This is a genomic window from Aquimarina sp. I32.4 (genome assembly GCF_002924285.1).
Taxonomy (GTDB): domain Bacteria; phylum Bacteroidota; class Bacteroidia; order Flavobacteriales; family Flavobacteriaceae; genus Aquimarina.
This window is the reverse complement of record NZ_PGUB01000018.1, coordinates 14140-29420: the sequence shown is the minus strand read 5'-3', so window position 1 is coordinate 29420 and position 15281 is coordinate 14140. Positions and strand designations below refer to the sequence as shown.

Here is a 15281-nt window from a genome sequence, read left to right as displayed (position 1 = left end):
AACATATTTAGAAAAAACATATGAAAAAAATAATCATGTTCACGATTTTGTCTGTTTTATTGAGTTGTGGAGGGAATGAGAAACCAAAAAGAAAAAAGGTTGAAGGTCAAACTACAAATATTGCAAAAGAAGATGAGGAGACAGAGGATTCTGTAGGTTTGATTAGAGAGCTTGATTTAGAGAGACTTAATAGTGCTATTGATTTGAATATGAATATTTCAGGACTTAGTCTTTCTGATCTCCGTATTCTTCGCAATGTCTTTGCGGCACGACAAGGATACTGTTTTATGAAAGCAGATCTTAGAGGGATATTTAGCACTACCAGTTGGTACGATGATAAAATGGAAGAAAGATATTGGGCAGAAGAAGGAGAAAGAGTTGTTGATCCTATTTCTTATACAGATGAAGAACAAAGGTTTATAGAAAAAATAAAAGCGAGAGAAGTTGAGTTAAAGAAACAGAATTTTCGACAAATAGAAAATCGAAAATCACCAAACATGAGTAATGTTGTTAATCTTTTTCAGATGGAAGAGACTCCTCAGAAGTTAAAAACAATGTTAGGACAATATGGATTTGCTATTATTCCTAATGATAATATTCAGTTATTTCATGTATATGAAAAAAATGATTATCAGCAGTTTCCGAATTTTGTAACTACTGATATGTATATGCAGTTGTTTCATATGTATTTTGGATATGTTTTAAGAACAGTAGAAGAGGATCATTTTATCTCTTTGCTCTCGCAAATATGTGAAGCAATGATGACTGATATGATAACTATTCAGGAAACAGCCACAGAAACATCAGTAAAAGAGATAGCACAATATAATTATACATATTATGCGATAGCTTATAGTATTTTGAGTGAAAAAAAAGTTGAGGTACCGGAACAATATGCACTTTTGTATGATAAAGAATTACAAAGTATAACAGCTGGAATAGATGGTTTCTCGGAGTTTTTAGATATAGGCTTCTTTTATAGCTTGTTTAAGCCTAGAGGGCATTATACAAGAACAGATGGTTTAAAGCGATATTTTAAAGCTATGATGTGGTTACAAACAGCATCTTTCTGTTTGGATAATGATGTGCAATTACGAAGAGCTATAATGAGCGCTTCGACAATAGCAAATAGTCCAAATTTTGAAGAAAAAACGTTAATAAAATATATGGCTTTGATGGAGCCTATTAATTTTATTATTGGATTGCCAGATAATGTTTCGTTTTTGAATCTTATCGAGGTAATTCAAAAAAATAATTTGAACCTTAATGACCTTCTTGTAGATCAAGATGCATTACAAGGTTTTAGAAAGGATGTAGAGAAAATAGCTAGTGATCAAAACCGTATCAATTCAGGGCAAGGGTGTGAGAAAATTAACTGTATTCCACAGAGGTATTTGTCTGATAATGAAGTGTTACAAGCGTTGGTGGATGTGGAGAGTAAAGTGACAAAGCGAGCATACCCCAAAGGACTTGATGTAATGGCTGCATTCGGGAGCTCTTCTGCCAATGAAATATTGATTAATGAATTGAATGAAGGAGAGAAATGGGATAAGTATCCTCAAATCCTTGCTGGCTTGCAGAATAAAATGAAAGAGGTAGATTGGAGTGCAACGGTATACAATAAATGGGTTCAGAGCCTTTTGGAATTGCAAAAGCCAGATGTGAAATATCCTTATTTTATGCAAACCCCTCAATGGGCCAAAAAAGATTTAAATGCTTCTTTGGCATCTTGGGCAGAGTTGAAACATGATGCAATATTATATGCAGAACAACCCATGGCAGCCGAGTGTGGGGATGGTGGCCCGCCAAGTCCTTATACTATCGGTTATGTAGAGCCTAATATTAAATATTGGAACTCTGTTATAGCATTGACAAATCTAACCAAAGAAGTTTTGGTGAAACATAATTTAATGAATTCTAAAATTACCAGAGTAACAAATGGTATGATAGAAAATGCTGAGTTCTTACTAACTGCCAGTAAGAAAGAACTGGAAGGGAAAGTGTTGTCTGAAAAAGAATATAGGCAGATTGAAGTGATAGGGAGTACATTTGAGTGGTTAACATTAGATTTAGTAACTCTAGAAGGGAAAAGTACGGATAGTTGGGAGAATGTTACAGGACCTGATAAGTCAGTTGCGGTTATTGCAGATGTATACACTTCAAATGGGGAAAATAATCCAGATAAAGGTGTTTTACATGTAGCTACAGGAAATGTAAATGATATATATGTTATTGTTGAGATCGAAGGATATTTGTATATAACCAAAGGTGCAGTATTTGGATATCATGAGTTTCATGTCCCTCTAGGGAACCGTTTGACAGATGAAGAGTGGCAGAAAATGCTAGAGGATGGCCAGGCGCCAGAAGTACCAAGTTGGATCAAAGAAATCATACTACCAATTAATGCTCCTAAATCTAATGAGAAAATATTTTATAGTTCGGGGTGTTGATAGAAGACTAATTAAAAACAGAATTCAAATGCATTGTAGATTATTTTATATACTGTTTTTAATTAGTCTGCTTATTGCTTCGTGTAGTTCTTCGAAAAAAGAAATAGTAACAAAAAAAATTGTTTTTGTTGGAGATTTACTTTTGGATAGAGGGGTTAGAGAACGTATAGAGCATTTAGGTATCGATAATCTATTTCATTCAACTATAGATTCTATTTTTGATCATAGTGATATCGTGATAGCTAATCTAGAATGTCCAGCGACAAAAATAAAGGAGCCAGTTAATAAAAAATATATTTTTAGAGCAGAGCCAGAATGGTTACGAGGATTGAAAGATCATAAGATAACACATCTTAACATGGCTAATAATCACAGTATGGATCAAGGAAGAAATGGATTGGTTGATACTAAAAAAAATATTCAAGAAAGCGGACTAATACCCTTAGGGTTTGGAGAGAATTTTAAAGAAGCATGTAAAGCTCAATTGATAACCATTTCTCCTAGACCAGTATATGTGCTATCCTCACTTCAAGTACCTTCAGAAAACTGGCCTTTTTTAGAGAATAAACCTTGTGTTTGCGAAGACTCTTTTGTTGCTATTTCTGAAAAAATTAAAAAACTAAAAAGAAAAGACCCTAACGCTATTGTAATTATTCAATTACATTGGGGGGCAGAACATACAGTTGTTCCACAAACCTTACAAAAGCAACATGCTTATGAATTAGTTGATGCAGGAGCAGATATTATAATAGGACATCATACTCATACCATACAGTCTATAGAAGTTTATAAAGGAAGCTTTATTTACTATGGAATAGGGAATTTTATTTTTGATCAATCAAATCCAATTAATTCAAAAGGATTATTGGTTCAGGTAGAGGTAAAAAAGAAAGGATTTTCTATAAAAGAAATTATATTCGATATAGAAAAATGTGTTCCTAAATTATAGATAAAATACCTTTCAGAGATAAGGGTTGTTATGTAAAAAGCGAGATAAACTCGCTTTGGTATAAAAGATGTTATTTTTAATTAATACCTAAAAGTTCAACTTCTTTTTTCGTAATTCAAAATTTTGCCCAAGATAGACCTTACGTACCATTTCATCTTCAGCTAGTTCCTCAGGAATCCCAGCTTTAAGGATACTTCCTTCAAACATCAGATACGTTCTATCTGTAATAGCCAGTGTTTCTTGTACATTATGATCGGTAATCAAAATACCAATGTTTTTGTTTTTTAATTGAGCAACAATTCGTTGTATATCTTCTACAGCTACAGGGTCTACACCTGCAAAAGGTTCATCCAAAAGGATGAAATTAGGATCTGTAGCTAGTGCACGGGCAATCTCGGTACGTCGTCGTTCTCCTCCACTTAATAGATCTCCACGGTTTTTACGAATGTGTCCAAGCCCAAACTCTTCTATCAGAGCTTCCATTTTGTGAAGCTGTTCTTTTTTTGATAGCTTGGTAAGCTGTAGTACACTTAGTATATTATCTTCAATACTTAATTTTCTAAAAACAGAAGCTTCTTGTGCAAGATATCCTATACCATTTTGTGCACGTTTGTACATTGGGTATTTTGTGATATCAATGTTTTCTAAAGTGATTTTTCCGCCATTTGGTTTTACCAAACCAACAATCATATAAAAAGAAGTTGTTTTTCCAGCACCATTAGGGCCTAATAGTCCGACAATTTCTCCTTGATTTACTTCTAGAGAGATGCCTTTTACTACTTTTCTGCCTTTATAAGACTTTATAAGATTATCTGCTTTTAACTTCATATTAGAATGACTTCTTTTATATAAGGGTTGTTGCTACAATGAGCGAGTAAATTTACATTATTCTTTTTAACCGTAATTAAACTTAAGAAGCTTTTGCTTCTAGAGCGTCCCAAAATTCATAAGCACGACGTAAATGTGGGATAACAATAGTACCTCCTACAAGAGTAGCTATACTTAAGGCTTCTGCTACCTCTTCTTTGGTTAAACCTTCTTTATGACAGGTTTCTAGGTGATAGCGTACACAATCATCACATCGTAAAACAGCAGAAGCAACCAAACCTAATAATTCTTTGGTCTTTACATTTAAAGCACCTTCCATAAAGGCATTGGTGTCTAAGTTAAAAATTCTTTTAATCACTTTATTATTATCTTCAAGAATACGAGAATTCATTTTTTCTCTGTACGCATTGAATTCGTCAACCATATCACTCATTTGGATTGTTTTTGTAGTTTCTTATTTTGTTTTTTTATGACAGCTTTAGAAATAAAAATACTTACTTCATATAAAATTAATACTGGGATAGCTACAATAACCTGACTTGCAATATCTGGTGGTGTAATGATGGCAGAAAGGATTAGTACAATTACCAAAGCAAATTTTCTGTATTTTCTTAAAAATTCAGGAGTAACTAACCCTACTTTAGTAAGAAAGAACATAATAATAGGTAATTCAAATATTAATCCACAGGCAATTACCGATGCCCTCACTAATGCAATATAGCTATCAATATCAAATTCATTGAGCACTTCTTTACTTACTTGGTATCCTCCTAAAAAATTAATCGATAACGGAGTAATTATATAATACCCAAAAAGGACACCTAAAAAGAATAAAAAAGAGCAAATGATAATAAATCCTTTAGAGTATTTTTTTTCATTGTCATACATTGCTGGGGCTATAAATTTCCAGAATTCATATATAACATAAGGAAAAGCAAAGATAAATCCTGCGGTTATGGATGTCCATATATGAACAGAAAACTGCCCAGCAACTTTTCTACTTTGTACACTAAAAGGTAGTTCTTTAAAACATAAGCTTTCATCTAGTCCTAGGGCTTTAGATAAATTACATAAACCTTTATAGGTAGGGAAATCAGGCTTTTTGGGGCCAAAAATGACCACATCAAAAATAAACTCTTTAGCAATAAAAGCAGCAATACCAGCAATAAGTATAGCTACTGTTGCTCTAATCAGGTGCCAACGTAACTCTTCTAGATGATCTAGAAAAGACATAGATTGAGGGTTTTTTTGTTTGTTTATAGCCATTATAAAATACCTTCTCTCATTAGATCATGAATATGTATTAACCCTGTATACTTACCTTCTTTTTCTGCAAGTAATTGGGTGATTGAGTTTTCTTCTAACCTATCCAAAGCATCTACTGCCATAGCATCATTATCAATTCGCTTAGGATTTGAAGACATAATATCTTTTGCAGTCAATCCAGCAAAAGAAGTATTGGTAGTAAGCATTCTACGTAAATCGCCGTCTGTTATAATACCAAGAATACTTCCATCTTTTGTAACGGCAGTTGCACCTAATCTTTTTTCTGTTATTTCTACAATAACACTATTTATATCAGAATCAGGAGATACTTCTGGTTTTTCATTTTGAGAGGTAATATCGCTTACTCTCAGATATAATTTTTTACCAAGAGCTCCTCCTGGATGGTATTTTGCAAAATCACGACTAGAAAAACCTTGCAGATGTAATAAGCAAACTGCCAATGCATCACCTATTACAAGTTGAGCAGTAGTACTGGTGGTAGGAGCCAGATTGTTGGGGCATGCCTCTTTTTCTACATACGCATGCAAAACATAATCAGCTTCTTTACCTAAGAATGATTCTTTATTAGCAGTAATACCTATTAAAGGGTTTTTGAAATTCTTAATAAAAGGAACTAATACTTTTATTTCTGGAGTGTTACCACTTTTAGAAATACAAATAACAACATCATCTTCGAGGATATTTCCTAAATCACCATGTATAGCATCTGCTGCATGCATGAATACTGCAGGAGTACCTGTAGAGTTCATAGTAGCTACAATTTTGGTAGCAATAATAGCACTCTTGCCAATTCCAGTAATAATAACTCTTCCTTTTGAGTTGTGTATGGTTTCTATAGCGTTAGAAAACTCTGTATCAATGAGTTCTTCCAAATGAGCAATCGCACGAGCTTCTTCGGCGATAGTTTTTCGGGCATATGAGATTATAGTATCTTGGGTATTCAAAATTTAAAATATTTGTATGTTATAATTAAAGATTTTATTATCTTTAATTTACGCAAAGGTATACAATACCTTATTAATTTTAAATAGTCATAAAAAAAAGCATATTAATTTATGCTTTGTTTATCTTTGACAAGTTAAAATTATAATGAAATTTCCATTAATCTATATTTGGGGAAAGTAGATTAGTGTTAGTTAATCTTTATTTAATTGGTATATAAAAGTTAAATGATTTAATGAGTTTGAACGGAACTGACTTGCAAAGTGCATTGAAGAAGCACTTTGGGTTTAGTCAATTTAGAGGACTACAGGAAAAGGTAATACAAAGTATTCTTAAAAAACAAAATACATTTGTAATAATGCCTACGGGTGGAGGAAAATCCCTATGTTATCAACTACCAGCATTAATGTGTGAAGGAACAGCAATTGTGGTTTCACCTTTAATTGCCTTGATGAAAAATCAAGTGGATGCTATTCGAAGTATCTCATCGGTAGAAGGTATTGCCCATGTACTTAATTCGTCTCTTAACAAGTCTGAAGTAAAGAGAGTGAAAGAGGATATCGTGAACGGAGTTACAAAATTACTATATGTAGCACCAGAGTCACTTACTAAAGAAGAATATGTTGATTTTTTAAAATCTCAGAAAATATCTTTTCTGGCGGTAGATGAAGCCCATTGTATTAGTGAATGGGGACATGATTTTAGACCAGAGTATAGAAATCTTCGTAATATCATAAAACGAATAGGAGAAGATATTCATATCATAGGTCTTACTGCTACAGCAACACCAAAGGTGCAAGAAGATATTCTTAAGAATTTAGGAATGAGTAATGCCGAGACTTTTAAGGCATCATTTAATAGACCTAATTTATTTTATGAGATACGACCAAAAACAAAAAATGTAGATGCAGATATTATTCGATTTGTAAAACAGAATAGTGGAAAGAGCGGAATCGTATACTGTTTGAGTAGGAAACGAGTAGAAGAGCTTGCGCAAACATTAGAAGTCAATGGTGTAAAAGCAGTACCTTATCATGCAGGTCTTGATGCCAAGACGAGAGCTAAACATCAAGATATGTTTTTGATGGAAGATACTGATGTAGTAGTTGCTACAATTGCTTTTGGAATGGGGATTGATAAACCAGATGTACGGTTTGTTATTCATCATGATATGCCTAAAAGTATAGAGAGCTATTATCAAGAAACAGGTCGTGCAGGTCGTGATGGAGGAGAAGGACATTGCCTTGCATATTATGCATATAAAGATATAGAGAAACTAGAAAAGTTCATGAGCGGTAAGCCCGTTGCAGAACAAGAAATAGGACATGCTTTGTTACAAGAGATTGTTGCTTTTGCAGAAACTTCAATGTCCAGACGTAAATTTATATTACATTATTTCGGAGAAGAATTTGATGGTATAAATGGTGATGGTGCAGATATGGATGACAATGTGCGTAATCCAAAGAAAAAGCATGAAGCCAAAGCTGAGGTTAAATTGATCCTTGAAGTAGTGAATAGAACAGGAGAAATTTATAAGTCTAAAGACTTGGTGAATATCCTTATCGGAAAAAATAATGCGTTAATTATTTCTCATAGAACCCACCAACAATCCTTTTTTGGAAGTGGAAATACAAAAGATGATAAGTATTGGATGGCACTTGTAAGGCAGGTGTTGGTAGCAGGATATTTGCGTAAAGACATAGAAACCTATGGTGTGATTAGAATTACAGCAGAAGGAAAAGACTTTATAGAAAACCCTATAAGTTTTATGATGACAGAAGATCATATCTATGATGAAACGACTGATGATTCTATAATAACTGCTGCAAAATCAGGAGCCAAAGCGGGTAGTGATGATAAACTGGCAGGGATCCTTCGTAATTTGAGAAAAACAGTAGCTAAAAAGCTAGGAGTTCCACCATTTGTTGTGTTTCAAGACCCTTCTATCGATGATATGGCACTGAAATATCCAGTTAATATCGAAGAACTTGCAAATGTTCATGGAGTAGGGGAAGGAAAGGCAAAAAAGTATGGAAAAGCCTTTGTTGATCTTATCGCAAAATATGTTGAGGAAAACGATATTATGCGACCTGATGATTTTGTAGTAAAAAGTACAGGAGCCAATAGTGGTCTTAAACTATATATTATACAAAATGTAGATCGCAAATTACGATTAGATGATATTGCTGCGGCAAAAGGAATGGATATGACAGCTTTTATTAAAGAAATGGAAGCAATTGTATATAGCGGAACAAAACTCAATATAGCATATTGGATTGATGAAATCCTTGATGAAGATCAACAAGAAGAAATTCATGAATACTTTATAGAGGCAGAAAATGATAAAATAGATACGGCAATAGAAGAGTTTGATGGAGATTATGATGATGAAGAACTTCGCTTATATCGTATTAAGTTTATTAGTGAAGTAGCAAATTAGAAAGTTTTACAGATTAAATATTTAAGAAAAAGGGAATTGTTTAAAGACAATTCCCTTTTTTTTATTCCCGAAATTTAAAAAGTAGTATGTCTATTTGTGGAAAAATATATGGGGTATTCCAGTAGTATCTTTATGATCATAGTTGCTTATGTCTTCTCAATATGGTTGTTAGATGGTTTTTTGTCAAGAATTCTTTAAAAATTCCTAAGACAGTATTGAACATGTAAATTAGTGATACCTATTCTACATTGTGATTATAAAGTTAATGTTGTTTTTATAGCAAATCTTACTCTTGAAAAGAAATGTTTTTAGAAGTATATTGATCTATGTGTAATAAAAGATTGTATTGCATTATATCACATATATATGTTCTGTAAACCATTAACAATTACTTATCTTTGCAACTTTAAAAACTAAAACGTTAAAAACATATATTGCTATGCAAGAAGGATTATACGCAAAATTTAATACAACAAAAGGGAGTATCCTTGTGAACTTAGAATATAAAAAAACACCAGGAACAGTAGGTAACTTTGTGGGGCTTGCCGAAGGTAACCTAGAAAATGAAGCTATTCCTCAAGGGAAACCATTTTATAATGGATTAAAATTTCATAGAGTGATAGAAGATTTTATGATTCAAGGGGGAGATCCAGAGGGAACAGGAGCTGGAGGTCCAGGATATCAGTTTGATGATGAAATCCATTCAGACCTAAAGCATGATGGACCAGGAGTATTATCTATGGCTAACGCAGGACCAGGGACAAATGGTAGTCAATTCTTTATTACTCATATAGAAACTGCATGGTTAGATGGAAAACATACTGTGTTTGGTAAAGTAGTAGAAGGACAAGAAATTGTAAATACGATAGAACAAGGAGATACAATTGACTCAATAGAAATTGAGAGAGTAGGAACAGAAGCAGAAAGCTTTAATGCAGTAGAAAGCTTTAGAGGTTTTAATGGAGCTAAGGCAGAGAGAGAAGTAGCAGCAAAGAAAAAGTCTGAAGAACTATTAGAAGAATTAGCAGCAGGATTTGATAAAACTGAAAGCGGTTTACGTTATAAAATCATTCAAAAAGGAGATGGAGATAATGCAGAAAAAGGAAAAACTGTTTCTGTACATTATAAAGGAAGTTTGACTGATGGAACAGTATTTGACTCTTCTTATAAGCGTAATCAGCCTATAGATTTCCCATTAGGAATGGGACAAGTAATCTCAGGATGGGATGAGGGGATTGCGTTGTTACAAGTTGGAGATAAAGCTAGATTTGTAATTCCACCACACTTAGGATATGGAGAAAGAGGTGCAGGAGGTGTTATTCCTCCAAACGCAACACTTGTTTTTGATGTAGAATTGGTTGGAGTAAAATAATTATATTTCTCGTATCAGAAGAATTTATAGTATACATACACAAAATCCCTTGAATTTTATAAAAACTCAGGGGATTTTGTGTATTACGATATTTACTAAATAACGTTTGTTTGTTGTCATATAATAATTATTTTTTTGTTAAAAAATGAGGAATATCATAGGTGTAAATTGACATATTTATAATTGAATTAGAGGATAATGAATTTATTTTAATAAAATTTAGATTGTTTTAACAATTTTTCTGTTTATTTTAACAAAAATATTTTGTTAAAATACTGATAATAGGTGTTTAACTCCTCTTTTATTTATACTTTGAACAAAAATTGCATACCCCAAGATATGAAACATGAACTAATTATTTTTTTAACTTTATGTATAACCTACAGTGCTTTAGGGCAAAAAAAAGAAGAGATTCTAGTTGATATTAAAGATCAAATAGAAGTGATAGATGGATATATTGAATTTGAAACCTTTTATCTGGATCCAGAAGAATTTCTCGATAAAATGGCAGACCATGGAGCTGAGCTTAATGGGTACTATGAACACGAACGACTTAAGAAAATAGTAAGAAAAGTTGGAACTAGAACAGCTGACATAATAACTACATTTTATTTCTGGAATAATCAGCTGATTTATGTCAATTATAGACAAAGACCATATCTAGAAGCCACAAATGATAGTGGACAAAGAATTTTGGATTATTCTAATGCTTTCACAAAATATGAATCAAAACATTATTTTAGAGACGATAAAGAAATAGAGAAAAAGCAAATAGGAGAAGCTCTTGATAATATCGAAACTGAAGAAGAGTATATAAAATATGCTAATAAAATGAAAGCTTTATTGGATAATAAGTTTTATAACAGAGATATGTATGAATCTCTACAAGGAAAATGGCTTTTTATACAAAATACAGAAGATTTTATAATTTTTGAAGGTACGATACGATTTAACTTTTACAACGGTAAATTTGCAAATCGCTTAAAAACTAGAATAGAAGATAATGTGCTTATTTGTTTTTTTCCTATGGATGATAAAATCTATAGATATCAAATAGAAAATGTAAATGAAGACGTACTCACATTAACAGACCTTTTTTCTAAAGAAGAGTTTGTGTATGCCAAAGTAGAGTAATCTTTTGCGTTAGTTCTATAAATAAAAATATATAAAAGGATGCTTTTTTTATCTAAAGCATCCTTTGTGTTTTTCTATAAACTTACAATTTTACTTGTCTATTCCTTCCATTTTATATTACATCCAATACTTGGTTTTTGTTTTTCAGAAACTTTAGAATTACGAAGTACCGCATCTAGTGCTTGACGAAGATCGCGACCATTTACGGGAATTCCATTTCCAGGCCTGGAATCATCAAGTTGTCCTCTGTAAATAAGTTTTGATTCATTATCAAACAAATAAAAATCAGGAGTGCAAGCAGCATCATAAGCTTTTGCAATATTTTGAGTTTCATCAAATAAATAAGGAAAAGAATAGTTGTTTTTTTGTGCAGTTTTCCACATTTCTTTAGGAGCATCCTGAGGGTATTTTTTGATATCATTACTACTGATCGCAACAAAACCAAACCCTTGAGTTCTATAATCATTTGCAATGCGAACGATTTCTTCATTTACATGAATTACAAACGGGCAATGATTACAAATAAACATAATAACAGTTCCTTTTTCACCCTTAATGCTATTCAGATTAATCATTTTATTAGTAATACTATCAATAAGAGTGAAATCTGGTGCAGTAGTACCAAGAGGTAACATGTTTGAAGGAGTACGTGCCATAGTTTTTGTGTTTTAAAATAAGCTTTAATCTACATTGTGGGGTTTAATTCTCGAGGTTTGCTTCGAGATCTGAAAACTGTTTTTTTTTCAACTTGCTCGTGAACCTGTTCAGAAGTAGTTGACTATTCTGCCTAATTACATTGTATTACTAAAAAAAATTGCGTTCATAAGTAGCTTGTTTGTACCATACCAGAAAGCTCTAAAATTAGTATTGTCTGTAAATAAAACAGTGTTCCCTTTTCCCATATTATGGTGTCTAAAAGGGACTGTGCCAGATAATAAATCTAAATTTTTTTGACTTATATAACCACTCAATAATGGTTTTTTGGTATATGTAATAGGGTTGTTATAACTTTGTTTATCAGGTTTTATAAATAACTTTGTATTTCTGAATAATGAAATCTTATCGTTTTTATAACCAAAATTAATAGGGTGAGATCGATCAATGTTTGCTTCAAAAATAGCTCCTCCAATTACTTGTGCGCCATAGAAATCTTGTTTTTGCTCAAAAATAATATTCTTTGCCGTGTTTTCTGGAGTTACAAATTCAATTTTCATAAATTCGTTTGTGGCAAAAAACTGAGCAGCATTTCTATAGCCTATCAATGTACCTCCGTTATAAACCCATGTTTTTAACTTTTCTATTTCTTGTTTGTCAAAAGCTTGACCCCAACTATTTGGTAATATAATATGAGTGTATTTTGATAGTTCGATTTTGTCAAAAGTATCAGTAGTAAGTTTAGTAATAGGGATGTCATAGCGTTGGTCCATAAGATGCCAAACCTCTCCAGCGTCATAAGAGGTAATCCCTTTGCCTGTAATTAAACCTATTCTTGGTAGTGATAACGCCTTAAACTTATTGCTGCCTAAGTCAATCCCTTTTGTAAGTCCTGTAGATACCCCTGTGATATCAATATGGTTTTCTAATGCTACTTCCTGTAATAATCTATGTAACTCTTCATTGTTTAACCTTTGGTTCTGAACAGGAATCATAATGGTTCCATAATCATATTCATTATTTTCTACAGAGAAAGGTTTCATGCCCACTTTAGCACGTATTCCTTTTGATAAAATGCTATATAAAGCTTTTGGCGTGTAATATTCATGCCATTGCATAAGGTATGCATACTTACTTTTGATAATAGTGTTTCCTTTTTTATGAGTGAGTTCTGATATCTCATTGCCTAAATAAGAGGTAGGTGCGTTATCGATATAATCTAGATTAAAAGCTAAAGGAAAAGTCCAAGCAGAAACGTCATAAAATAAACTGTCTTGAAAAGTAGTTCTTTTTTCGAAGATAGCCTTTAATAATCTTTTTTGTCGTTGGTTTTTGGGAACAACATAACTATATCCTTTTTTAAAAACATTACCTTTTATAGATACGTCTTTCTGTAGATCATAGAGCTTGACTTGATGTTTTTTAAGAATCTCAGCCATATGATAAGAGGATGCAGCATCTTTTTCGTTACCAAAAATATATGCATCTTTAGCGGGTTCATTTCTTGCATTAGAATAAAAGCTACGTTTGTATTCTAGTAGCTCTTTACGTATTGATTTTGCAGCTTCTAGAGTAGAGAGTGCTGTTGTGAATTGGTTTCTTATAGTAAAAGGAAAAGTAAGTATTCCGTTTTCTGTTTGTTGGGCATGACCACGAGAGCTACCTTGCTCAAATAAAATTCCTATTCCACCATTTATATCAGGAAAAGTAGAGCCTTTGCCGTAATAAAAATCATCAAAATTTTCCTCAGTATAATACAGTGAGCCAATATTGTCTAATGCCTCTGCGTGGTAATTAGCAATTTTTTTGGTTAGTTTTTGATTTAACTTAGGAGTTAGAGGATGAGTCCTAGACTGAATTCCTGGTTGAAAAAAGAAAGTACTATTAGAGCCCATTTCATGATGATCAGTAAGGATATTTGGGTACCATTGATGAAAAGTTTGAATCCTAGCTTTTGATTCTGGTAATTGTACAGGTAACCAATCACGATTCATATCAAACCAATAGTGATTTGTTCTGGCTCCTGGCCACACCTCACTATATTCACGATCTTGAGGGTCAGGATTAATGTTTTTACTTTTATTTGTATTGGCCCAATATGCAAAACGTTGTAGACCATCTGGATTTAATGACGGGTCAAAAAGTATAACCACATTATCCAAAAGATTATTAATTTCTTGCCCTTGAGCTGCGGCAAGATAATATGCTGCAACTAATGATGCATTAGAGCCACTAGGCTCATTCCCGTGAATAGAAAATCCCTGATATACAACTGCAGGCAGATTTTCTATATCAACTGAACTAGCTTCTTTTTGAGTAAGTTTAACATGTTTGTTTTGTATCATGTTAAGGTTGTTATGGTTTTTTTTAGAAGTTATAGTAAGTAGAATTATAGGACGATCTTCAAAGGTTGTTCCTCGTTCTTGTATTGTTATTCTGGGAGAGGCTTTAGCAAGGGCTCTCATGTAATTCAAAAGTTTATCATGGGTAGCATGCCATTTCCCAGGAACATAGCCAAGAATACTTTGTGGAGTAGGAATTTCTGGATTATAATTAATTCCTTTTGGAAGGTAATACTCTAAAGAGATATCGTTTTGTGAGAAAGAAAAAAGACTTAATAGGGCAATAATACAGGTAAAGATATATTTCATGCGTTTTGTTTTTGTAAATCTTGATTTTGATTATTTTCTATATAATGTGAATATAAAAAAACCGCCTCGGTTAATGAGGCGGTTTGGATAACTTTAACTTAAGTTTTTTGTGCGTTTTTAGATATCATCAAAGCTTACATCTGTAAAGCTTTCTGTAGTGGCAGTAACTTCTTCAGTATTGTCGTCTGCAACTGCATCTCTTTCATATGATTTCTGAAAATCTTTTTGATGTCTCTCGCTTATTACTTCTTCGCCTTTTTCTTCAACTATGAAGTGAGTCATCTCGTTTAATATCTCTGTAAAGCCCATAAAGTCTTCCTTGTATAGATAAATCTTATGTTTCTTATAGTGAAAAGATCCATCGTCATTAGTAAACTTTTTACTTTCAGTTATCGTCAAATAATAATCTCCTGCTTTTGTAGCTCTTACGTCAAAGAAATATGTTCTTCTACCTGCACGTAAAACTTTTGAGAAAATTTCCTCTTTGTCCATCAATTCATTATCACTCATAATCCGTATTTATTAATTAATTAATATGTTATGATGGTTTCAAAAATCCAAAAAAATTGTTAAT

At 32.6% G+C, this 15281-nt stretch carries 12 protein-coding genes; 5 read left to right on the top strand and 7 right to left on the bottom strand.

The features are described from left to right. Positions 1–20: 20 nt before the first annotated feature. Positions 21–2450 (top strand): DUF3160 domain-containing protein, encoded by a 2430-nt coding sequence (locus CVD18_RS06035; RefSeq protein WP_103864550.1) that lies wholly within the window; start codon positions 21–23, stop codon positions 2448–2450. A 28-nt stretch (positions 2451–2478) separates the two neighbouring features. After that, positions 2479–3399 (top strand): CapA family protein, encoded by a 921-nt coding sequence (locus CVD18_RS06030; RefSeq protein WP_158250399.1) that lies wholly within the window; start codon positions 2479–2481, stop codon positions 3397–3399. An 87-nt stretch (positions 3400–3486) separates the two neighbouring features. On the opposite strand, the gene lptB is transcribed toward CVD18_RS06030, so the two are convergent. From lptB to CVD18_RS06010, 4 genes are all read right to left on the bottom strand, one after another. Further along, positions 3487–4227: an LPS export ABC transporter ATP-binding protein gene (gene lptB / locus CVD18_RS06025; protein ID WP_103864548.1), complete on the bottom strand. Its 741-nt coding sequence runs from the start codon at positions 4225–4227 to the stop codon at positions 3487–3489. Positions 4228–4309: 82 nt separating this feature from the next. Continuing rightward, positions 4310–4660, bottom strand: coding sequence for a carboxymuconolactone decarboxylase family protein (locus CVD18_RS06020; RefSeq protein WP_103864547.1), 351 nt, complete (start codon positions 4658–4660; stop codon positions 4310–4312). Then, positions 4657–5460, bottom strand: coding sequence for a twin-arginine translocase subunit TatC (gene tatC / locus CVD18_RS06015; RefSeq protein ID WP_369858585.1), 804 nt, complete (start codon positions 5458–5460; stop codon positions 4657–4659). The genes CVD18_RS06020 and tatC overlap by 4 nt, the downstream gene beginning before the upstream one ends. Before the next feature lie 32 nt (positions 5461–5492). Next, positions 5493–6458 carry an SIS domain-containing protein gene (locus CVD18_RS06010; RefSeq protein ID WP_103864545.1) on the bottom strand — a complete coding sequence of 322 codons (966 nt, stop codon included), beginning with the start codon at positions 6456–6458 and terminating at the stop codon, positions 5493–5495. Positions 6459–6691: 233 nt separating this feature from the next. On the opposite strand from CVD18_RS06010, the gene recQ reads away from it, so the two are divergent. The 3 genes from recQ to CVD18_RS05995 all read left to right on the top strand — a co-directional run bounded on the left by recQ (position 6692) and on the right by CVD18_RS05995 (position 11402). Next, on the top strand, positions 6692–8896 hold the full coding sequence (gene recQ / locus CVD18_RS06005) for a DNA helicase RecQ (RefSeq protein WP_103864544.1): 2205 nt from the start codon (positions 6692–6694) through the stop codon (positions 8894–8896). Positions 8897–9335: 439 nt separating this feature from the next. Continuing rightward, positions 9336–10268, top strand: a complete 933-nt coding sequence (locus CVD18_RS06000; RefSeq protein WP_103864543.1) for a peptidylprolyl isomerase — start codon at positions 9336–9338, stop codon at positions 10266–10268. Between the two features lie 339 nt (positions 10269–10607). Further along, complete coding sequence (locus CVD18_RS05995; RefSeq protein WP_103864542.1) at positions 10608–11402, top strand: hypothetical protein; 795 nt, start codon at positions 10608–10610, stop codon at positions 11400–11402. Positions 11403–11500: 98 nt separating this feature from the next. Here CVD18_RS05995 and CVD18_RS05990 read toward each other — a convergent pair whose 3' ends face one another. From CVD18_RS05990 to CVD18_RS05980, 3 genes are all read right to left on the bottom strand, one after another. After that, positions 11501–12058, bottom strand: a complete 558-nt coding sequence (locus CVD18_RS05990) for a thioredoxin family protein (protein ID WP_103864541.1) — start codon at positions 12056–12058, stop codon at positions 11501–11503. A 135-nt stretch (positions 12059–12193) separates the two neighbouring features. Continuing rightward, complete coding sequence (locus CVD18_RS05985; protein ID WP_103864540.1) at positions 12194–14707, bottom strand: M14 family zinc carboxypeptidase; 2514 nt, start codon at positions 14705–14707, stop codon at positions 12194–12196. Between the two features lie 117 nt (positions 14708–14824). After that, positions 14825–15217, bottom strand: coding sequence for a PUR family DNA/RNA-binding protein (locus CVD18_RS05980; RefSeq protein WP_103864539.1), 393 nt, complete (start codon positions 15215–15217; stop codon positions 14825–14827). Positions 15218–15281 lie beyond the last annotated feature (64 nt).

Bases quoted from the DNA above. Each gene is read 5' to 3' on its own strand.
- CVD18_RS06035 (WP_103864550.1), top strand. From the start codon at position 21: ATGAAAAAAATAATCATGTTCACGATTTTGTCTGTTTTATTGAGTTGT.
- tatC (WP_369858585.1), bottom strand. From the start codon at position 5,460: ATGTCTTTTCTAGATCATCTAGAAGAGTTACGTTGGCACCTGATTAGA.
- CVD18_RS05995 (WP_103864542.1), top strand. From the start codon at position 10,608: ATGAAACATGAACTAATTATTTTTTTAACTTTATGTATAACCTACAGT.
- CVD18_RS05980 (WP_103864539.1), bottom strand. From the start codon at position 15,217: ATGAGTGATAATGAATTGATGGACAAAGAGGAAATTTTCTCAAAAGTT.
- lptB (WP_103864548.1), bottom strand. From the start codon at position 4,227: ATGAAGTTAAAAGCAGATAATCTTATAAAGTCTTATAAAGGCAGAAAA.
- recQ (WP_103864544.1), top strand. From the start codon at position 6,692: ATGAGTTTGAACGGAACTGACTTGCAAAGTGCATTGAAGAAGCACTTT.
- CVD18_RS06030 (WP_158250399.1), top strand. From the start codon at position 2,479: ATGCATTGTAGATTATTTTATATACTGTTTTTAATTAGTCTGCTTATT.
- CVD18_RS05985 (WP_103864540.1), bottom strand. From the start codon at position 14,707: ATGAAATATATCTTTACCTGTATTATTGCCCTATTAAGTCTTTTTTCT.
- CVD18_RS06020 (WP_103864547.1), bottom strand. From the start codon at position 4,660: ATGAGTGATATGGTTGACGAATTCAATGCGTACAGAGAAAAAATGAAT.
- CVD18_RS05990 (WP_103864541.1), bottom strand. From the start codon at position 12,058: ATGGCACGTACTCCTTCAAACATGTTACCTCTTGGTACTACTGCACCA.
- CVD18_RS06000 (WP_103864543.1), top strand. From the start codon at position 9,336: ATGCAAGAAGGATTATACGCAAAATTTAATACAACAAAAGGGAGTATC.